Source organism: Nocardia sp. NPDC004711, assembly GCF_053601595.1.
Genome location: NZ_JBSGCB010000003.1, coordinates 269,655 through 288,266, shown reverse-complemented (window position 1 = coordinate 288,266; position 18,612 = coordinate 269,655). Strand labels below are relative to the sequence as shown.

17 protein-coding genes are annotated in these 18,612 nt (G+C 70.2%); 9 read left to right on the top strand and 8 right to left on the bottom strand.

Annotation, left to right across the window (positions count from 1 at the left end):
- Positions 1-7 precede the first annotated feature (7 nt).
- Entirely contained in the window at positions 8-1,231 is a 1,224-nt protein-coding gene (locus tag ACWEKS_RS04430) for a sensor histidine kinase (protein WP_452338753.1), read from the bottom strand.
- A gap of 311 nt (positions 1,232-1,542) precedes the next feature.
- Here ACWEKS_RS04430 and ACWEKS_RS04425 point away from each other — a divergent pair, with 311 nt between their 5' ends.
- A complete protein-coding gene (locus ACWEKS_RS04425; protein ID WP_452338752.1) occupies positions 1,543-2,295 on the top strand; it encodes a hypothetical protein in 753 nt (250 codons plus the stop codon).
- Between the two features lie 302 nt (positions 2,296-2,597).
- Complete coding sequence (locus ACWEKS_RS04420; RefSeq protein ID WP_452338751.1) at positions 2,598-3,908, top strand: alpha/beta-hydrolase family protein; 1,311 nt, start codon at positions 2,598-2,600, stop codon at positions 3,906-3,908.
- Here the strand turns inward: ACWEKS_RS04420 and ACWEKS_RS04415 are convergent.
- From ACWEKS_RS04415 to gatC, 3 genes are all read right to left on the bottom strand, one after another.
- Positions 3,869-5,860, bottom strand: coding sequence for an ADP-ribosylglycohydrolase family protein (locus tag ACWEKS_RS04415; RefSeq protein ID WP_452338750.1), 1,992 nt, complete (start codon positions 5,858-5,860; stop codon positions 3,869-3,871). The two genes, ACWEKS_RS04420 and ACWEKS_RS04415, sit on opposite strands and share 40 nt — an antisense overlap.
- Positions 5,861-6,154: 294 nt before the next feature.
- A complete protein-coding gene (gene gatA, locus ACWEKS_RS04410) occupies positions 6,155-7,624 on the bottom strand; it encodes an Asp-tRNA(Asn)/Glu-tRNA(Gln) amidotransferase subunit GatA (protein WP_452338749.1) in 1,470 nt (489 codons plus the stop codon).
- Positions 7,621-7,920 (bottom strand): Asp-tRNA(Asn)/Glu-tRNA(Gln) amidotransferase subunit GatC, encoded by a 300-nt coding sequence (gene gatC / locus ACWEKS_RS04405; protein ID WP_354835250.1) that lies wholly within the window; start codon positions 7,918-7,920, stop codon positions 7,621-7,623. The genes gatA and gatC overlap by 4 nt, the downstream gene beginning before the upstream one ends.
- Before the next feature lie 244 nt (positions 7,921-8,164).
- Between gatC and ACWEKS_RS04400 the strand changes: the two genes are divergently transcribed.
- The 3 genes from ACWEKS_RS04400 (at position 8,165) to ACWEKS_RS04390 (ending at position 10,056) form a co-directional block, all read left to right on the top strand.
- A complete protein-coding gene (locus tag ACWEKS_RS04400) occupies positions 8,165-8,815 on the top strand; it encodes an amino acid-binding protein (protein WP_452338748.1) in 651 nt (216 codons plus the stop codon).
- Positions 8,816-9,055: 240 nt separating this feature from the next.
- On the top strand, positions 9,056-9,475 hold the full coding sequence (locus ACWEKS_RS04395; RefSeq protein WP_452338747.1) for a hypothetical protein: 420 nt from the start codon (positions 9,056-9,058) through the stop codon (positions 9,473-9,475).
- A 26-nt stretch (positions 9,476-9,501) separates the two neighbouring features.
- Positions 9,502-10,056, top strand: coding sequence for a hypothetical protein (locus tag ACWEKS_RS04390; protein ID WP_452338746.1), 555 nt, complete (start codon positions 9,502-9,504; stop codon positions 10,054-10,056).
- Positions 10,057-10,305: 249 nt separating this feature from the next.
- Here the strand turns inward: ACWEKS_RS04390 and ACWEKS_RS04385 are convergent, their stop codons facing one another.
- Together ACWEKS_RS04385 and ligA are read right to left on the bottom strand one after the other, a co-directional pair.
- Positions 10,306-10,836: a GNAT family N-acetyltransferase gene (locus ACWEKS_RS04385; protein WP_452338745.1), complete on the bottom strand. Its 531-nt coding sequence runs from the start codon at positions 10,834-10,836 to the stop codon at positions 10,306-10,308.
- Positions 10,837-11,111: 275 nt separating this feature from the next.
- The gene (gene ligA, locus ACWEKS_RS04380; protein WP_452338781.1) at positions 11,112-13,217 is read right to left on the bottom strand and encodes an NAD-dependent DNA ligase LigA; all 2,106 of its coding nucleotides are present in this window, start codon (positions 13,215-13,217) and stop codon (positions 11,112-11,114) included.
- A gap of 135 nt (positions 13,218-13,352) precedes the next feature.
- Between ligA and ACWEKS_RS04375 the strand changes: the two genes are divergently transcribed.
- From ACWEKS_RS04375 to ACWEKS_RS04365, 3 genes are all read left to right on the top strand, one after another.
- The gene (locus ACWEKS_RS04375; RefSeq protein ID WP_452338744.1) at positions 13,353-13,772 is read left to right on the top strand and encodes a PPOX class F420-dependent oxidoreductase; all 420 of its coding nucleotides are present in this window, start codon (positions 13,353-13,355) and stop codon (positions 13,770-13,772) included.
- 180 nt (positions 13,773-13,952) lie between these two features.
- Positions 13,953-15,194: an AAA family ATPase gene (locus ACWEKS_RS04370; RefSeq protein WP_452338743.1), complete on the top strand. Its 1,242-nt coding sequence runs from the start codon at positions 13,953-13,955 to the stop codon at positions 15,192-15,194.
- A 62-nt stretch (positions 15,195-15,256) separates the two neighbouring features.
- The gene (locus ACWEKS_RS04365) at positions 15,257-15,670 is read left to right on the top strand and encodes a hypothetical protein (RefSeq protein ID WP_452338742.1); all 414 of its coding nucleotides are present in this window, start codon (positions 15,257-15,259) and stop codon (positions 15,668-15,670) included.
- 107 nt (positions 15,671-15,777) lie between these two features.
- Here ACWEKS_RS04365 and ACWEKS_RS04360 read toward each other — a convergent pair whose 3' ends face one another.
- Positions 15,778-16,626, bottom strand: a complete 849-nt coding sequence (locus tag ACWEKS_RS04360) for an SAM-dependent methyltransferase (protein WP_452338741.1) — start codon at positions 16,624-16,626, stop codon at positions 15,778-15,780.
- Between the two features lie 146 nt (positions 16,627-16,772).
- On the opposite strand from ACWEKS_RS04360, the gene ACWEKS_RS04355 reads away from it, so the two are divergent.
- Positions 16,773-17,327 (top strand): TetR/AcrR family transcriptional regulator, encoded by a 555-nt coding sequence (locus ACWEKS_RS04355; RefSeq protein ID WP_452338740.1) that lies wholly within the window; start codon positions 16,773-16,775, stop codon positions 17,325-17,327.
- 51 nt (positions 17,328-17,378) lie between these two features.
- On the opposite strand, the gene ACWEKS_RS04350 is transcribed toward ACWEKS_RS04355, so the two are convergent.
- Positions 17,379-18,422: a methionine synthase gene (locus tag ACWEKS_RS04350; RefSeq protein WP_452338739.1), complete on the bottom strand. Its 1,044-nt coding sequence runs from the start codon at positions 18,420-18,422 to the stop codon at positions 17,379-17,381.
- Between the last annotated feature and the right edge of the window lie 190 nt (positions 18,423-18,612).

Below are 18,612 nucleotides of genomic sequence, written 5' to 3'. Positions count from 1 at the left end.
CCCGGACTCAGTGGCCGAAGCGGAGCGTTTCCGCGCTGCCCGCCGCACTCAGCGCGGGCGCCAGCGGCAGCCGGGCCTGCACCTCGAACCCGCCGTCCGGCCGGGGCCCGGCGGTGAGCACGCCGCCGACCGCGGCCGCACGGGTCTGCATACCGGCGATACCGCTGCCGGACGTGCCCGAGTGATCACCCGGCCGCACCGCGATCGGCCGATCATTGGCGACGGTCAGGGTCAGCTCGCCCGCGCAGGCGAGGTCCACGCGCACCGCCGCCCCGGGCGCGTGCCGGGACGCATTGGCCAGCGACTCCTGCACGATCCGGTAGAGCGCCAGGCCCGTGGTCTCGGGCACGGCGTCGAGGCTGCCGTCGACGGTCCAGGTGAGCGGCACCCCGGCACGCTGCGCGCCCTCGAGCAGACCCGGGACGTCGGTGGCCGAGGGCTGCGGCGCGTGCTCGGGCAGCTGCCCGTCACTGCGCAGCACGCCGAGCATGCCGCGGATCTCGTTGAGCGCCGCCCGCGCGCCGGCGCCGATGGACTCGAATTCGGCGCGGGCATCGGCCGACAACCCGCCGATCCGATACGGCGCGGTCTGCGCCTGCACCACCACCATCGACATGTGGTGCGCCACCACATCGTGCAGGTCGCGGGCGATGCGCGCCTTCTCCTCCAGGATGGCGCGGCGGGCCCGCTCCAGCTCGGTCTCCTCCTCCGACTTGAGCAGCGCCTGTCGCGACAGCACCACCCACCGGATGAGCAGGCCGAACACCACCAGGCCGGTGATGGCCAGCGGCCAGCCGAACCCGGATTCGGCGAAGCTGTCCCCGGTCTGGGCCATGGCGGTGGCGAACAGCAGCGAGGTCGCCACCCACACCACGGCCACGATCCGCATGGGGGCGCGCACGGCCACCGCGAACACCAGGGCGAACAGCACCAGGATGTGCACCACCTGGAACGGGATCGAATTGCCCGGCTGATGCGGCACCGCGAGCGCGATCATCAGCGCCGAACCGGCCGAAACCGCCCATCCCAGTGGCGGATTCACCCGCAGCAGCAGAATCGGGAACGCGGCGAAGCCCGCGATGAACGGCGCGGCCGCCGCCGGAACCTTGTGCGTCAGATGCAGGGTCGGCCAGGCCACCGCGATGAAGACGATCGCGAGTAGGACCGTGAACCCGTCGAACACCTGCCGCGCCCGTGCGACACGGGCCTGCCCAGACATATTTCCGACCATGCCCTCGACGGTAGAGACTCCGCGCCGCCCCCACCTCATACCCCTGAGTGATCTCCCACCCCCTACCCGGGTACGACACCCGCGCGGGTCTGCCCCGCCTCGCCCACCGCGGAACCGCCCCGCAGGCTGAGGCCCCGGTCGGAGCCCGATTCCTAGCGTCGAGACCCATGAGAGCGTTCCCGACTTCCCGCCGGATCTCGACCCGTTCCACCGCACCCGTAGCGGCTGCCGGCCGCGCAGCGGACACCACGCGAGAGACCTCGCCCGCCACGACCGCTGACGTACCGGCGGCTGACGACTCGACGAGTGCCATGTCCCCCGGCCCTGGCGTGTCAGGCCACGACCGCCGGGCCCGGCAGCGCCGATATGGTGCGCTCGCGGCGGCCGCGGCGGTGATGTGCTCGGCCGGTGTGGCTTTCGCCCCTGGCGCCGGGGCCGTGATCAGCTGGCCGGGCACGCCCGAGAACGCCGCCGCCCGCAGCGGAATCCTGGAATCGGTTGCCGTGCAGCCGAATCCAGCGCTCATCCCCGAGGACTTCGTCACCACGGCCGGATACCGCCCGGTGGTCGAGTCGGGCATGCTCATCAACCCGAACGGTGACTGCTCCTCCCCCGTCCCGCTGCCCGCCGAATTCGATCTGGCCTGCAAATCCCACGATCTCGGCTACGACCTGCTGCGCTACGCGGCCGCGCACGGCCAGACGCTGGGCCCGTGGGCCCGGCAAACCGTCGACGCCGCCCTGGAACGACGCATGCACGCGGCCTGCGACGCCCGCGAGAACCCGGTCTCGCGCGCCCAATGCCAGGTCATGGCCAGCGTCGCCACCACGGCCGTCGACTTGAACTCCATCCGCCAGGACTACGGCAACCCCATCTACGAGCCCTTCTTCGAGCACTCCGGCGACGCCCCCTCCCCGGCCACCCTCACCCTCGCGGGCCTCGGGCTCGCTGCCGGACTGGCCACGGCGACAACCATTCTCGTGCGTCGCACGCGCAACCGCCGGACCGCCCTCGCGCATTTGCGCGGTGCCGACGCACTCGATGGCATGGCGGTGGCACGGTGACCCGCCCACCCGAGACCACCGGCGCGCGCGAGGCCGAGCTCTCCCTCCCACCGGGACATCGGGCCGAACCACTCACCGCGGCAGATCAACCCGGATTCATCCCGACTCATGCGGTGGATGCGGCAATTCCTGCTGCCGACCTCCCACCCGACGGTCGGCAAGGCCCGAGCGGCGGCGGGCGGGCGGAAGTGGTCCCCACAGCGGACGGGGAGCGGACCGGGCGTCAGGCGGGAGGCGCCTCTGCCGTGGTCCGGGATGGGCCTCGAAGGTGGCTCGGGCGGGCGAAATTCCATGCCCCACGAGTGGGGACCAGTGCCGCGGTGGCGGGCGGGACCATGATCTCGCTGGCGCCGGGGCTGCTACCGCGGACACCGTCGGCGCAGGCGATCCTGACCGCACTCGTGGTGCTGATCGGATTGGGGCTGGCGGCGATCATCCGAATGGCGCTGCGGTGGACGCGGTTCGGGATCGAGCATCTGACGCGCGGCCGAGTTCCGGCACTGATCGCGGGCATGGTGCTGGTCGGGGCCGCGATGGGCTACGCCGAACATTGGCAGAACACCTTGCGCGCCGCCATGGGAGTCGCGGGTATCGGACCCGGGTACTGGGTGCAGTGGCTGGCCTGGACCGTACCGCTCGTCGTCGCCGTGGTCGCCCTGGCACGCGGAGTGGGCTGGGTGGTGCGGAGATTGGGGCGGGTGCGCAGTATCGCGGCGGGAGTGGCGCTGCTGGTGGCGGGGCAGCTGGTGGTCGTGCCGACGGTGGTGGAGTGGCGGCGGGCGGCCTATGCGGCGGCCAATTCGTATGTGGATCCGGAGTTGGTGCAACCGGATTCGCCGACGCGGTCGGGTAGTCCGGTGTCGATGGCGAGCTGGCCGTCGCTGGGGGCGCAGGGCCGCCGGTTCGTGGCGGGGGCTCCGGCGCGGACCGTGCGGGTGTACGTCGGGTTGAACTCCGCGCCCGATCTGGATTCCCGGGTGGCGCTGGCAATCCGGGAGCTGGAGCGCACCGGCGGACTGCAGCGCCGGAATCTGGTGGTGACGGTGCCGACCGGTTCGGGCTGGATCGACAGCGATGCGGCCAAGGGTCTCGACGCCCGCTTCGGCGGCGATGTCGCCCTGGTCGGTCTGCAGTACTCCGATGCCCCGAGCTGGGTCACCTTCGTCTTCGGCCGCAGCGCCGCCGAGCAATCCGCCCGCGCCGTGTTCCGGGCCGTGGAGCAACGGATCGCGGCGCTACCGAATCCGCCGAAGCTCTATATCTACGGACAGAGCCTGGGCGCACTGGGCGGCAGTGCCGTCTTCACCGATGCCGCCGACCAGGACCGCCGGGTCTGCGGCGCGCTCTGGGCGGGCCCGCCCGCCGGGCAGGTGCAGCACGGCCGCGCGACGGTGCTGGCCAATGCCTCCGATCCGGTGGTGCACTGGTCGCCGGCGCTGCTGTGGCGCGCACCGGATCTCACCGCCACCCGCCCGGACGCGCCGGTCCCGCACTGGCTTCCGGTGATCAGCTTCCTGCAGACCACCGCCGACCTGCTGGGCGCGCTCGACGCCCCGCCCGGTCACGGTCACCGCTACGGCGCCGACCAGGGCACGGTCATGCCGGACTGCTGAGCGGCGCCGCGGAATTCGCGGGTGAAGTCGGCGGCCAGCCGTTCGATGGCGGCCGCCGCGTCGAGGCCGGCGCGCCAGGGCGCGGGGATGGCATGCACCCCCAGCCGGGCCCCGAGCAGCGCGCCGCAGACGGCCCCGGTGGAGTCGCTGTCCCCGGAATGATTCACCGACAGCAGCACACCGTTGCGGAAGATCTGTTCCGGTGTGCCGCCCACGTTTTCGGCACATACCGCCGCGCACACCCCCAGCGCCAGCGCCTCGGACCCGATGACGCCGGTGCCCAGCGGTTCCAGCAGTCCGGGTGGCGGCATGGGCCGGCCCCGGAAGGCCACGGTGTCGGCCAGCCGCACGGCCGCGTCGAGTGCCTGGGTGGTCTCCTCGTGATCGCGGTTGCGAACCAGCTGGGCCCGAGCCTGTTCCACCGCCGCCCGCACGTCCAGTCCCCGGCAGAGTCCGTACACGATGGCCGCGAACGCGCCCGCCGGCAGCCAGCCGCTCGGATTGCCGTGGGTGAGTGCCGCCGCGTCACAGGCCAATTCGAACGCGTACTCCAGCGAGGGCATGAACCCGCACGACGCGGATCGCACGGTGGCCGCACAGCCCTTGGAGTCGTTGATCGGATGATCGCGGGTGCCCAGCGGAATTCCGGGCTGCTGCCGCGCCGCCACCCGCAGCATGGCCGAGATGGTCGTCTGCGTCGGCCCCCGATAGGTCATCAGCTCCGGATATCCGGTCAGCCCGCTCTGCAACGGCACCGGCTGTTCCGGCACCGCCGCCTGCCCCTGCCCGCGCAGCCACACCAGCAGGTTCTCCTGGATCATGCCGACCGCGGCGGCGGTGCCGCGCTCGCGCGCCCGGGCGCTGCGGATGAGCGCCTCCATGGTGAACAGCGCCAGCTGCGTCTCGTCGGAGATGCGGCCCCGGTAGCCGCTGCCCGCCCCGGTGACGCCCTGGATCCCGTAGCGCTGCTGGATGTTCGGCAGCAGCATGGTCTCGATCGGCGCACCCAGCGCGTCCCCGACGGCGCCGCCGAACAGACAGCCGAGCACGGTGTCCGGACGCGGCAGCCGGTCCGCGACCGGCCCGCGCGGCCGCCGCACCAGCGACACCGGTTCGGCCACCGTCTCCCAGGCGGATTGCGCGAATTCGAAACAACTGTCGTAGCGGTCGCGCGGATCCTTGGACAGCGCCTTCCGCAGCACTGCGTCCAGTTCGGCGGGCAGCTCGGGCCGCAGCAGGCTCACATCGGGCGGCGGCGACTGCAGATGCCCGAGCATGACGGTCGCGATATTCGGGGCGTCGAACGGCCCGCGCCCGGTGAGCAGGCGAAACAGCGTGCACGCCAGGGAATACTGGTCCGAGCGCGGCCCCATGGGCGCCGAGGTGAGCTGTTCCGGGGAGGCGTAGGCCAGGGTGGCATTGAGCATGCCGGTGCGGGTCAGGTGCGCGGTGTCGTCGAGGACCCGGGCGATGCCGAAGTCGCTGAGCAGCGCCCGCTCGGCGAATCCGGCGCCGATGCCGCCGGAGCGGGACAGCAGGATATTGGCGGGCTTCACATCCCGGTGCAGCACGCCGCGCCCGTGCGCGTAATCCAGTGCGGCCGCGGTCTGCACGACGATCTCGACCGCCCGGTCGGGGCTGAGGTCGTAGGGATCGATGGAGGCGCAGTCGACCCCGTCCACGTACTGCATGGCGATCCACAGCTGCTCGTCGTCATCGCCGCGGTCGTAGACGGTGATGATGTTGGGATGGTCGAGCTGGGCGATGACGTCGGCCTCGCGTTCGAACCGGAGGCGAGTCTCGTTCTCGCCGAACATCTCCCGGTGCAGCAGTTTGAGCGCGATGAGCCGCGGGAGCCGAGGGTGGCGGGCAGCGTAGACCGAACCCATTCCGCCACGGCCCACTTCGCGCTCGATCACGTAGCCCGCGAAGACTTCGCCGCGTCGCAACATCCCCAAGAAAACCCTTCACACACGCCGAACCGCTGCCAGCCTACCGGTCTGGGCCGACAAGCCGCAGGCATTGCCCGATCGGCCGGACGCCGATCGGGCAGAACCCGACAAGTCGGGCAGCGGGCAACCCGGACGGACAGCGCCGGGTCCGTGCCGGTGGAAGGGACGGCCCCCGCCGGTGGATACCGGCGGGGGCCGAATTCGCTTGCGGGACCGCCTCGATCAGGCCGTCGACACAGCCTGGATCAGGCCGTCGACACAGCCTGGATCAGGCCGCCTTCATGACCTTCGCGCTCAGGCGATGGGCCCGCGGGCCGCCTCGTAGGCCGCGCCGACCCGGTAGAGCCGGTCGTCGGCCAGCGCCGGAGCCATGATCTGCAGACCGACCGGCATGCCGTCGTCCGCGCTCAGCCCGGACGGCACCGACATGGCGCAGTGCCCGGCCAGGTTGGTGGGCAGCGTGCACAGGTCCGAGAGGTACATGGCCAGCGGGTCGTTGACCTTCTCGCCCAGCTTCCACGGGGTGAACGGGCTGGTCGGCGAGACCAGCACGTCGACGGTCCGGTAGGCCTTGTCGAAGTCCTGCGCGATCAGGTTGCGGACCTTGTTGGCCTGACCGTAGTAGGCGTCGTAGTACCCGGCCGACAGCGCGTAGGTGCCGATCATGATGCGGCGCTTGACCTCCGGGCCCAGCCCGGCCTCACGGGTCATGGACATGACCTGCTCGGCCGAGCGCGAGCCGTCGTCGCCGACGCGCAGGCCGTACCGCATGGCGTCGAAGCGCGCCAGGTTCGACGACACCTCCGACGGCAGGATCAGGTAGTAGGCGGGCAGCGCGAATTCGAAGTGCGGGCAGGACACCTCGATCACCTCGGCGCCCAGTTCCTTCAGCTGCGCGACCGCGGCGTCGAAGGAGGCGATGACGCCCGGCTGGTAGCTGTCGGAGTGAAGTTCCTTCACCACACCGACTTTCAGGCCCGTCAGGTCTCCCTTGGCGCCCGCGCGAGCAGCGGCGACCACCGGCGGCACCGGCACATTGCGGGAGGTGGAGTCCTTCGGGTCGTAGCCCGCGATCACCTCGTGCAGCAGCGCGGTGTCCAGCACGGTGCGGCCACACGGCCCACCCTGGTCCAGCGAGGACGCGCAGGCGACCAGGCCGAAACGGGACACGGTGCCATAGGTCGGCTTGGTGCCGACGGTCGCGGTGACCGCGGCCGGCTGGCGGATGGAACCGCCGGTGTCGGTGCCGATGGCCAGCGGCGCCTGATACGAGGCGAGCGCCGCGGCGGAGCCACCCCCCGAACCGCCCGGAATCCGGTCGGTGTCCCAGGGATTGCGGGTCGGGCCGTACGCCGAGTTCTCGGTGGACGAACCCATGGCGAACTCGTCCATGTTCGTCTTGCCGAGGATCGGGATGCCCGCCTCGCGCAGCTTGGTGGTGAGCGTCGCGTCGTACGGCGACACCCAGCCCTCCAGGATCTTCGACCCGCAGGTGGTCGGCATGTCCGTGGTGGTGAAAACGTCCTTGAGCGCCAAGGGAACACCGGCCAGCGCCGAGACCACCTTGCCGCCGGCGACCTGACGATCCACCTCGGCGGCGGTCAGCAGCGCCTGCTCGCCGGCCACGTGCAGGAAGGCGTTGATCTCCCCGTCGACCTCGGCGATGCGCTGGATGTGGGCCTCGGTGACCTCGACCGAGGAGACCTCGCGCGTGTGGATCTTGTCCGCGAGTTCGGCCGCGGACAGCTTGGTCAGGTCTGTCATTCGCCCTCTCCCAGAATCTGCGGAACCATGAACCGCTGCTCGTCGACGGCCGGCGCCATGGCGAGCGCCTGCTCCGGAGTCAGGCAGGGCTGCTCCGCGTCCGGGCGCGTCACATTGGTCTCCGGATTCGGGGATGCGGTGGCGGGCACGTCCGCGGCGGCGACCTGCGAGATCTGTGCGACGTGGGTCAGGATGGAATCCAGCTGACCGGCGTACAGATCGAGTTCGTCGTCCGTCAAAGCGAGCCGGGACAGCCGGGCGAGGTGAGCGACCTCGTCCCTGGAGATGGCGGGCACCGCGGGACCCCTTTCGGCATGGTTCGAGCTTGGTGATTGGCCATTCGACAGCCTAGTGGGTCGCCCCGAGCCAGCGGTCGCAGGTGTGCGCCAGACCTGGCACCATCAATGTGTAACCGATGGGTAAGTGGCCCGCGTCACAGGGAATGGTTCGATTCGATAACCAGCTCTCGAGGGTGTAAGTATTGCGGGACTCGGGTACCCGTCCGAAAGTTTCGGTCGCACAGTAAAGAAAGGAAGGCACGTGTCTTATCTGCTTCGCGTGCAACTTCCGGATCGCCCAGGGAGTCTCGGGTCGCTGGCATTGGCGCTGGGTTCCGTCGGCGCGGACATCCTCTCGCTGGATGTCGTCGAACGCGGCGACGGCTTCGCGATCGACGACATCGTGGTGGAGGTGCCCTCGGGCGCATTGCCCGACACCCTCATCACCGCGGCCGAATCCCTGCACGATGTGCAGGTCGATTCGCTGCGCCCGTACTCCGGGATGTTGGACACCCACCGCGAACTCGAGCTCATCGATCAGGTCGCCAATGCGCGCGACGATCGTTTGCAGGTGCTGGTCGACGGCGTGCCGCGGGTGCTGCGGGTGGGCTGGTCGACCGTGATCGACATGGGCCCGCAGGGCGCGTACCGCGTGGTTGGCTCGCAGAGCGCCCCGTCGACCCAGGCGGCGTCGGCGCCGTGGATGCCGCTGGAGAAGCCGACGGTCCTCGACGGCGAGGCCGACTGGCTGCCGCAGCTGTGGAAGGACATGGACACCAAGCTGGCCGCGGCGCCGCTCGGCAATACCGGCAAGGTGCTGCTGCTGGGACGTCCGGGTGGTCCGGATTTCCGGCCGTCGGAGGTCGCGCGGCTCGGCTACCTGGCCGGCATCGTCGCCACCGTGCTCGGCTGAGCCGCACCACCTTTCTCGCACCGCGTTTCACGCCCCCTCCGGAGATCCGGTGGGGGCGTTCTCGTCTGCCCGGCCGCTGTTCACCGTGCCGTATCTACGTACGAACTTAGTAGATTCACAGGATTTACCTACTATTCATCTACGTAGAAGACCTACGGTCTTACTTAGTAGATAAGTCACCGACGTGACCAGAACCGGCAAGCAGATCAGCAATGACGCCATGCAGAGAGGCAGGACGCCATGCCGCAAGCCCATCGATCACGCCCGACCCTCCGACGCGCAACCCTCGTCCTGACCCCCGTGGCCGGACTGGCCGCAGCCCTGCTCGCAGCCGGGCCCGCCACCGCCGAATCCCAGTCCCGCGGCACCATTTCGCCCGGCGCCTCCGATTCGGCCGGACCCCGATCCGGCGGCGGCCGGGGCACCATCACCCACGGCGACGACCCTACCGGCATCCACGCGAGCGACCCCTTCGGCTACCGCCACTCGGACATGAATCCCGTTCTGCAGAACCAGCATCCGCGCTCCCCAGGCAAAGTCCCCGCCCCTTCGCCGCAGCCGTTCGACACCGGGGCGGGCAACTCGTCCGTCTGGACGCCGTCGTGGAACGCCGACGGCTCCGGCTACACGGTATGCCCCCCGCTAGCCAACTACTGCTGACCCCGCACCGAGCCACGGGAGCCCTCATGCCGAAACCCGCGACACCCCCGCCGACAACCACCAGCACCCGTCGCCTCGGGCGCGTGGCCGCCGCGCCCCTGGCAGCGGCGGCGCTGGCGGTCGCCGGTCTTCCGCTAGCCGCGGCCGCCGAGGCCGAACCGAGCGAGCGCAAGTCGCGCGCCGGCGCCGGATGTCTCTGGGCGGGAACGACCCACCCGCAGGACAGCACCGTGGTCGCGGGCGGCACCACCTTCCGCTGCGGAACCCAGTCGGGCGCGCCGTACTGGTTCGCCGGGGCCGCCACCGATCGGCCGAGCACGGTTCCGGCCCCGGGCGCGACCGCCAGCCCGGTCGGCCAATTCAGCGCCGGCGCAAGACAACCCGGCACCAGCTACACCGACTACTGCGTCGGCAACCAGCTCATCCCGGGCACCGACGATGTGTACCAGGTGGTCCGCCTCCCCGGCGACGTCATGCTCTGGAAGGCCGCACACCCGATCTCGCAGTGGGACTTCGACAGCGCCCGCCCCGCCCCGACCTGGCGCACCGCGTCGCTCTGCATCGACGGCGTCCTGACCTGAGCGGGTGCAGCCCGCAATCCCGGCGCGTTCGCGGACGAAATCCACCGTCCGAGATCGCGGCCCGAACATACCGGGATGACAGACACTTCCGTCGCCGCTTCCCCGGGGCATCGCCCGCGCACCCGTCGCGGGCCCGCGAGGTTGGCCGGTTCGACCGCGTGACGGTCGAGCCGGTCCGCCGCGGCCGGTCGGTGAGTCCGCCGCCGCCCTTTGCCCAATCGACGATGCCGGGCGTCCGGCCCGGCCAGGTCAGCGTGCCGCAGCGATCTCCAGGCGCATCACCGTGAGCTGCAGGCCCGAGTCGGTGCGCCAATCTCGTTCCGGGGCATGGGCGAAGCCGAGCCGGTCGTACATGCGCCTGGCGTCCTGCATGGTCGGCATGGTGGTGAGCACCACCGCGTCGAAACCTTCGGTGCGGGCGGTATCGATCACCCGCCCCATGAGGGCGGTCCCGATTCCCAGCCCGCGGGCCCCCTTGGACACCGCGAGCATCCGGAACTCCAACTCCCCCGGCCGCGCGATATCCGCGAACGGCGTGCCGGGCCGGGCCATGGTCAGCGAGCCCAGGAGCTCGCCGTCGCGGACCGCCACCACAATCTCGGCCGCCGCCGCCCGGGTGGCCGTATCCGCCAGCTCCTCGACATAGGGGCTGCGCGGATTCACGTGCCCCTCACCGACATACACCTCGACGGTCAGCTCACCGATGGCCGGGTAATCCCCGGACTCGGCCACCCGAATCTCCACGCGGCCGTCCCGTGACCGCTCACTGCGCACATTCATCACCACAACTCCATCCTCAATACCGCCCCGCCGCACGCGATTGCCTTTACCGATCGCCCAGCCCGGGCGACGGTGTCGGCGAGCTCCCCGGCAAGGGGGCCCGGCGGATTCGCGCACCCCTCACCGGCATACACCACGACGATCAAGTCGCCGATGGCCGGGTAGTCCCCGGACTCGGCCGCCCGAATCTCCACGCCCCCGACCGCATTGCCGGTCGCCCCCGCACCGGGCGCGTACGCGGTTGCACGAGGCGCCGCGCCGGTGCGAATCGATCTCTAGGACACCGCCTCCGGGCTCTCGGACTCCGGTTCCGGGACTTCCGACACCGCCTCCGGGCCGCCCTCGAGCAGTTTCACGAAACCTGCCTCGTCGAGGATGGGGACACCCAGTTCCTCGGCCTTGGCGGCCTTCGAGCCGGGTGCGTCGCCGATCACCACGAAAGCGGTCTTCTTGGAGACGGATCCGGCCGCCTTGCCGCCGCGGACGAGGATGGCCTCCTTGGCGCCGTCGCGGGTGAAGCTCTCCAGCGACCCGGTCACCACGATGGACAGGCCCTCCAGGTTGCGCTCGATGGACTCGTCGCGCTCGTCCTCCATCCGGACGCCGGCGGCGGTCCACTTGTCGACGATCTCGAGATGCCAGGGCACCGTGAACCATTCGGTGACCGCGGCGGCAATGGTGGGGCCGACGCCGTCGGTGGCGGCCAGTTCCTCGGCCGAGGCCTCCCGGATGCGGTCCATGCTGCCGAACGCGGTGGCCAGGGCCCGGGCCGCGGTGGGACCGGCATGGCGGATGGAGAGCGCGACCAGCACGCGCCACAGCGGGCGGTCCTTGGCGGACTCCAGGTTCTCCAGCAGGCATTTGCCATTGGCCGACAGGGTGCCGCTCTTATTGGTGAACAGCGTGGTGGTGAGCAGCCTGTCCTCGTCGAGGGAGAACAGGTCGCCCTCGTCGGCGATGGCGCCCGACTTCAGCAGGTCGATGGCGGCCTCGTAGCCCAGCGCCTCGATATCGAACGCGCCGCGCCCGGCCACGTGGAATACCCGCTCCCGCAGCTGCGCCGGACAGTACTGCTGGTTGGGGCACCGGATGTCGGCGTCGCCCTCCTTGGCCGGGGCCAGCTCGGTGCCGCACTCGGGGCAGTGCGTGGGCATCACGAATTCCCGCTCGCTGCCGTCGCGGGCATCCACCACCGGGCCGAGCACCTCCGGAATCACGTCCCCGGCCTTGCGGATGGTGACGGTGTCGCCGATGAGCACGCCCTTGCGCTGCACCTCGGAGGCATTGTGCAGGGTGGCCATGGCGACGGTGGAGCCCGCCACGGTGACCGGCTGCATGACCGCGAACGGCGTAACCCGGCCGGTGCGACCGACATTCACCTGAATGTCGAGCAGCTTGGTGGTGGCCTCCTCCGGCGGGTACTTGTAGGCGATGGCCCAGCGCGGCGCGCGCGAGGTGGAGCCCAGGCGGCGCTGCAGGCTGAACTCGTCGACCTTGATGACCTGGCCGTCGATCTCGTGCTCGATATCGTGGCGGTGCTCGCCCCAGTAGTTGATGCGGTCGACCACCGCGTCCGCGCCCTGCACCCGGATCGTGTGCGCCGACACCGGCAGACCCCAGGAGGCCAGCGCGCGGTAGGCCTCGAACTGTGATTCCGGCGCGAAGCCCGCCAGCCGGCCGAAGCCGTGGCAGATCATGCGCAGCCGCCGCCGCGCCGTCACCGCTGGATCCTTCTGCCGCAGCGACCCGGCGGCGGTATTGCGCGGATTCGCGTACGGCGCTTTGCCTTCCGCGACGATGGCGGCGTTGAGCGACTCGAAGTCGGCCAGCGTCATGAACGCCTCGCCTCGCACCTCCAGGAGCTTCGGCACCGGGAACTCGTCGCTGTGGATGAGCTCGTGCGGAATGTCCTCGATGGTGCGGGCATTGAGGGTGACGTCCTCACCGGTGCGGCCGTCGCCGCGGGTGGCGCCGCGCACCAGCTTGCCGTCCTCGTAGACGAGGTTGAGGGCGACGCCGTCGATCTTCACCTCGCACACGTAGTGCAGATCGGTGCCGGCATCGGCCTCCACCTTGGCGATCCACTGCCGCATCTCGTCCTCGTTGAAGACGTTGTCCAGCGAGTACATCCGCTCCAGGTGATCCACGGGCTGGAATTCGGTGGTGAAGCCGCCGCCGACCAGCTGGGTGGGCGAATCCGGGGTGCGCAGATCCGGATGCGCCTCCTCGAGCGCTACCAGGCGGTTGAACAGCTCGTCGAACTCGCCGTCGGAAATGATCGGCGCGTCCCGCACGTAGTAGCGGAACTGGTGGCCGCGAACCTCCTCCGCCAGCCGCTGCCACTCGACGCGCTCGTCCCCGCTCGCCGCGGTGATCTCCATGCCCGATTCGCTCACACCAGGCACTCTATCCCGCCCCGCCGACAGGTTCGATCACCATTCCCGCACGTCGCACGCCTGATGCGAGGTATTTCCGGCCTCGGGAACACGCCCGCAACCGGCCGGGTTCCACTCGGTATGGACCTCGCCAAGGCAGTCGATTTCGCGCGCTCCCACCGCAAGTCGGTGCTCACCACGATTCGCCGCGACACCCGCCCGCAGCTCTCCAATGTGCTGCACTGGGCCGGCGAGGACGGCATCATCCGGATCTCCATCACCGCCGACCGTGCCAAGTACCACAATCTGGTCCGGGAGCCGTGGGCAGCGCTGCACATGAGCAGCGACGACTTCTGGTCGTACGCGGTCATCGAAGGCGAGGCCGAGGTCTCCCCCGTCGCCGCCGATCCCGGCGACGCCACGGTCGACGAATTGGTCGCCTACTATCGCGCCCTCAGCGGCGAGCACCCCGACTGGGACGACTACCGCCGCGCCATGGTCGCCGACCGCCGCGCCGTCGTCCGTCTCGCTCCCGCCCGCGCCTACGGTCTGCTCCGCTGAGGTTCGCGCACTGCTCCGCTGCGGTTCGTGCACACCGGCATTCGGCCGCGGCGCGGTCCGTGCCGGTCGCCCCGGTTTCGAACCCGGATATCGCGAAAGTTGCCCTCCGGGTGCCGCCCTCGCGGAATGCCCGAATAAGGTGAGTCGCATTTCCGACCCGCGACCGGCAGGATGTCCAGGGTGTTGCGTAGTTTTCAGGTGTCGAATCATCGGTCCCTCGCCGAACCGCAGGAACTGCGGCTGACCCGGGGTAGCGGGCCGGTCGCCACACCGGTCACCGCCGTCTACGGGACGGCCGCCACCGGCAAGACGGGCCTCATCGACGCGCTCGATCGCATGCGCGACGCCGTACTGAATTCGGTCACCGGGTGGGATCCCTACTCCGGTCCGGTTCGGACGCCGCACCTCGGATTCTCCGATCGCCCTTCGGAATTCGTGGCGAACTTCGTCGCCGAGGGATGCCCGTACACCTACGGGTTCCGGCTCGACAATGCCGACGTGGCCGCGGAATGGCTGCACTCGCATCCGCACAATCGCAAACGCGTGGTGTTCGAGCGTGCCGGCGACGACATCCGCATCGGGCCCATGTTCGAGGCCGCGCGCTACGGACTGGGTGCCGTGGTGCCGCTGGTGCGCCCGAATGCCTTGCTGCTCAGCCTGTCCGGGCAGCTGTACGCCGAGCCGCTGGTCCCGGCCTACCGCTGGTTCCAGTCGCTGCTGGAAGTGCAGTGCGGGCAGCCGGATCCGCAGGAGGTCGCGCATCGGGTGGGCTCGCACATCTCGCGCTCGACCGACCATGCGGTGCGGCTGCTGACCCTGCTGCGCTCCGCCGACCTCGGCATCACCGATCTACTGCTGCCGTCCGACGACCCCATGTACGCCGACTACCTGCGTGACCTGGACACCGATATCGCCTCCACCACAAAGGAAATCGAGTCCTGCACGGTCTCGGCGAACTACGCCGAGGAGATGTTCCTCGAGCACGGCATCACCGTCACCCTCTTGCAGCGCGAACTGGCCAACCTCTATGCCGCCCGGGACGCGCTGTACTCCCGCATGGTGGCCCGCCGCGGCGTCGGCCTGGGCCTCACCCACGAGGGCATCGAAACCGCCTTCGACATCACCGACGAGTCCAGCGCCACCCTGGCCATGCTGCGCCTGCTGCCGCCCATGCTCGACGCTCTCGACACCGGCGGCGTGCTGGCGGTGGACGATATCGACGCCGCCCTCACCCCCGAGACGGCCGACAGCCTCATCCAGCTGTTCCAGAATCCCGAAACCAATACCCAGGGCGCGCAATTGGTCTTCACCACCGCCAACCGCACCCTGATCGACCGCGGCAACGGCCGCTCCCAGTCCAAGCGCACCACGGTCTGGCAGCTGCGCCGCCACAACGGCATCTCCGAACTCACCGCCCACTAGCCGCACCGGTCGTCACCCGGCCCCGGCCGGGCATGAACTCCACGCCGCCTAGCATGGAGTTCATGCTCCTGCAGCTCATGTTCGTCCTGCTGATCGGCGGCGCACTGGCCGCGGCCCTGGTGTACTACCGCCGCGGCAACGGCGGCGGCTCACGAGCCTTCCCCGGCGACCCGCTCGCCGCCTCCTGGAACGCCTCCCCCGCCGGCCTCGAATCCGGCACCCTCCACGTCACCGGCGTCAGCCCCCGCCCCGACGACCTCGGCGAGCAGTACGTCACCATCTCCGGCAGCATCTCCGGCCCCACCGTGTTCGCCCATGAGGTCTACGGCCGCTTCGCCTGGGACGTCGGCAACTGGCCCTCCATCGGCGACCAGATCCCCGTCACCTACCCCTCCGGCAAGCCCGACAAATGGCAACTCGACCACCCCGGCGCCCGCCCCTACTTCGGCTCCAAACGCCCGAAGAACCAGGGCTGAACGCACCTCGGTTCCCGTTCCACGCCGCACGCCGGGGGTAGGCCGGACTACCTCGTATCTCGAATGAAATCCGGCCTCGCAACCAAGTTCGATTTGGCCGGCGGGGCTCAGCGGCGGATGGCGGCGATGGTGCCGATGCGGGGGTCGAGGGGGGTGGTGGGGCGGGGTAGGTGGGCGGTCATGTCGTTCCAGGTGCGGAGTTCGGTGGTCCAGCCGATGGTGTTGAGCCAGTGTTCGATGTCGGGGTCCTGGGTGGGGGTGGGTCGGGGCGGTGGTGGGGCGTCGTCGCCGGAGACGAGGCGGCGTAGGTCGCGGTACCGAGGGGCTTCGCGGTCGATGAGCATGCGGCCTGCGCCGAAACGGCTTCCGGGGGCGGACAGTTCGGTGAGGGTCAGGACTACCTGGCGGTTCCAGTCCCGGTCGAGGTAGCCGAGGGAGCCCTCGTCGACCCAGCAGGTCGGGACGGTTGGGTCGAAGTCGGTGTCGAGCAGGCTTTTTCGCCAGTTCTCGCGGAGGTCGGCGATGACTACGTGGCGGTGGCACGTGGGGGTGGCGGCGGTGGCCGCCAGGACCGGTTCCTTGAAGGCGAAGAGTTCGGGTAGGTCGATCTCGTAGATGTGCAGGGCGGGTGGGAGGTCGAGGCGGTAGGCGCGGGTGTCCAGACCCGCACCCAGGAGGACGATCTGGCCGCAGCCGGCCTCGATCGCCTCGTGGAATCGTTCGTCGACGAGGCGCACGCCGATGGTGCGGCCGTCGTAGAACTGGTCGGCCAGGGCTTCCATCCGCGCCCAGCGTTCGGGGTCGAAGCCTTTGCGGGCCGCGGCGACGAAGTCCTTCGCCTGCGGGTCGTCGTAGAGACGATCGTCGCGTTCGGATTCCCGCGCCCGGATGATGGCGACCCCGATGGCGGTCACGGCTACGCCGTCAACCGGCACTGTCGCTGCTGTCTCGGTCATGTCCTGCTCCCCACTGCGCAAAGTAACTTGCCGACCGGCTAGGTATCTGCCGGTGACGGAGACGCTAGGCTTTCCCTTGCCGGTCGTCAAGCAAAAGGGGCCGGTCGTCAAGAGAACAAGCGTGGGGGTACCGAGGGAAGGACTCGATGGACGGGCGTCGCAGTGATACGCGGGAGCGGATTCGGTCCGTCGCCATGGAGCTGTTCTCCGAGCGCGGCTATGAGAAGACCTCGCTGCGCGAGATCGCCGAGCGCCTGGGCGTCACGAAAGCCGCTCTCTACTACCACTTCCGGACCAAGGAAGACATTGTCGCCAGCCTGTCGGAGGATCTGCGCGGCGGCGTCGACGAGATCGTGCAGTGGGCCGAGGCCACGCCGCCGGGGCCGGATCGGGCCCGCGAGATCGTGATTCGCTACGGCGCGCTGCTGCACAGCCTCGGCAAGGACATGATCCGGTTCTGGCACGAGAACCAGCCCGCGTTCCGGGACCTCGGCTTCGGTACCAGCCTGCGCTACCAGTTCCGGGTGCTGGCCGACCTCATGACCGCGCCGAGCACGGAGCCGCTGGCCACCTTTCACGCCCGGCAGGCACTGCTGGCCATCAGCTGGAGCCTGTCCATGATGGGCGATCTGGAGCTCTCCGACGAGGAGAGCAACCAGGCGGCGGTGGCGATCGCGCTGGACATCCTGACCCGGATGTGAGCCGCGCCGCCGGAACACCCTGCGGCACAGCGTCACACTGCCACCCGGCCTTCACTCGAAGGTGAGCGACTCCGGCTCCTCGGCGTAGGCGCGCGCGGTCTCGGCGGCCAGGCTCAGCGCGCGGCGCGCCCAGGACAGCGGGGCACCGGCCAGGCCGCAGGCCGGGGCGACCAGAACCTGCTCGGCCAGCAGGCGCCGCGGGAAACCGAGCCGATCCATCAGGCGCACACCGGGTTCCGCGATATCGCGCCAGGTGACGGGCGCGGCCGGGGCGGTGGTGGGCACCAGCCCGAGCACCAGATGCTTTCCGCTGTCCAGCAATTCGCCGATCCGGTCGAGGTCGGGGGTGCCGATGGAGGCCATGTCGAAGCCGACCGCGGCCGCCCCGCTCTTGCGCAGGAACCCCAGGGCGGGCCGGTCGGCGCAGGTGTGCACCAGCATCGGCACGGACTGGCTGCCCGCGACGATGTCCAGGATGTGCAGCGCCTCGGGTTCGGGCATGGCGCGCACCGTGTTCAGGACGCTCACGCCCTTCAGTGTGCCGTTCAGCACGGCCGTCAGGTCCGGCTCGTCGATCTGGAGTACGACCTGCGCGCCCAGCCGCTTGCCCACCTCCGCCACATGATTCGCGATGCCCTCGGCCAGCGACTCCGAAAGATCGCGCAGCGCACCGGAATCGGTCAGCACGCGATGCCCACCCGGCAGCTCCACCTCCGCGGCCACCGACAGCGGCCCGGCCACCTGCACCTTCACCGGATGGCCGGAGCCCGCGAAACCGCCGGTCTCCCAGGCCTCTTCGAGCGCGTCCAGATCGGTGCGCAGCAGATCGTGGGCCCGTCGCGCGACCGCGCCCGGCCGCGCCGCCAGCCGATATCCCCGCGTGGTGCTGTCGAACTGCATGTCCACCAGCAGGCCCGACACCCGTCCGACCACGTCCGCGCCCACACCCCGGCCGGGCAGTTCGACGAGATGCGGCAGCTGTCCCAGCTCCCCCACCACGGTCGCCGCCGCCTCCCGCGGATCGGTCCCGGGCCAGGAGCCCACGCCGGTCGCGATGCCGCCGCGCAGTACCGCCGTGTTCGTGTCGTCAGTCATCCCAGCCATCCCGTATCACCCGGCCGTCCGTTCCGAAAACCCCTCGTACCAACCGAACTCGTGACCTCCACGTCGACCCGGCCACCCGGCGTCCGCTCGCCCCGTTTCAGAGGCGTCGACGAACTCCCGCCCGGACCGAACCGGATCGCGTGCGAGCCGTCGCGCACTGCGCGGCGAAGCGGGCTGCCGA

Bases quoted from the DNA above. Each gene is read 5' to 3' on its own strand.
- ACWEKS_RS04430 (WP_452338753.1), bottom strand. From the start codon at position 1,231: ATGGTCGGAAATATGTCTGGGCAGGCCCGTGTCGCACGGGCGCGGCAG.
- ACWEKS_RS04425 (WP_452338752.1), top strand. From the start codon at position 1,543: ATGTCCCCCGGCCCTGGCGTGTCAGGCCACGACCGCCGGGCCCGGCAG.
- ACWEKS_RS04415 (WP_452338750.1), bottom strand. From the start codon at position 5,860: ATGTTGCGACGCGGCGAAGTCTTCGCGGGCTACGTGATCGAGCGCGAA.
- gatA (WP_452338749.1), bottom strand. From the start codon at position 7,624: ATGACAGACCTGACCAAGCTGTCCGCGGCCGAACTCGCGGACAAGATC.
- ACWEKS_RS04395 (WP_452338747.1), top strand. From the start codon at position 9,056: ATGCCGCAAGCCCATCGATCACGCCCGACCCTCCGACGCGCAACCCTC.
- ACWEKS_RS04390 (WP_452338746.1), top strand. From the start codon at position 9,502: ATGCCGAAACCCGCGACACCCCCGCCGACAACCACCAGCACCCGTCGC.
- ACWEKS_RS04385 (WP_452338745.1), bottom strand. From the start codon at position 10,836: ATGAATGTGCGCAGTGAGCGGTCACGGGACGGCCGCGTGGAGATTCGG.
- ligA (WP_452338781.1), bottom strand. From the start codon at position 13,217: ATGGAGATCACCGCGGCGAGCGGGGACGAGCGCGTCGAGTGGCAGCGG.
- ACWEKS_RS04375 (WP_452338744.1), top strand. From the start codon at position 13,353: ATGGACCTCGCCAAGGCAGTCGATTTCGCGCGCTCCCACCGCAAGTCG.
- ACWEKS_RS04365 (WP_452338742.1), top strand. From the start codon at position 15,257: ATGCTCCTGCAGCTCATGTTCGTCCTGCTGATCGGCGGCGCACTGGCC.
- ACWEKS_RS04360 (WP_452338741.1), bottom strand. From the start codon at position 16,626: ATGACCGAGACAGCAGCGACAGTGCCGGTTGACGGCGTAGCCGTGACC.
- ACWEKS_RS04355 (WP_452338740.1), top strand. From the start codon at position 16,773: ATGGACGGGCGTCGCAGTGATACGCGGGAGCGGATTCGGTCCGTCGCC.
- ACWEKS_RS04350 (WP_452338739.1), bottom strand. From the start codon at position 18,422: ATGACTGACGACACGAACACGGCGGTACTGCGCGGCGGCATCGCGACC.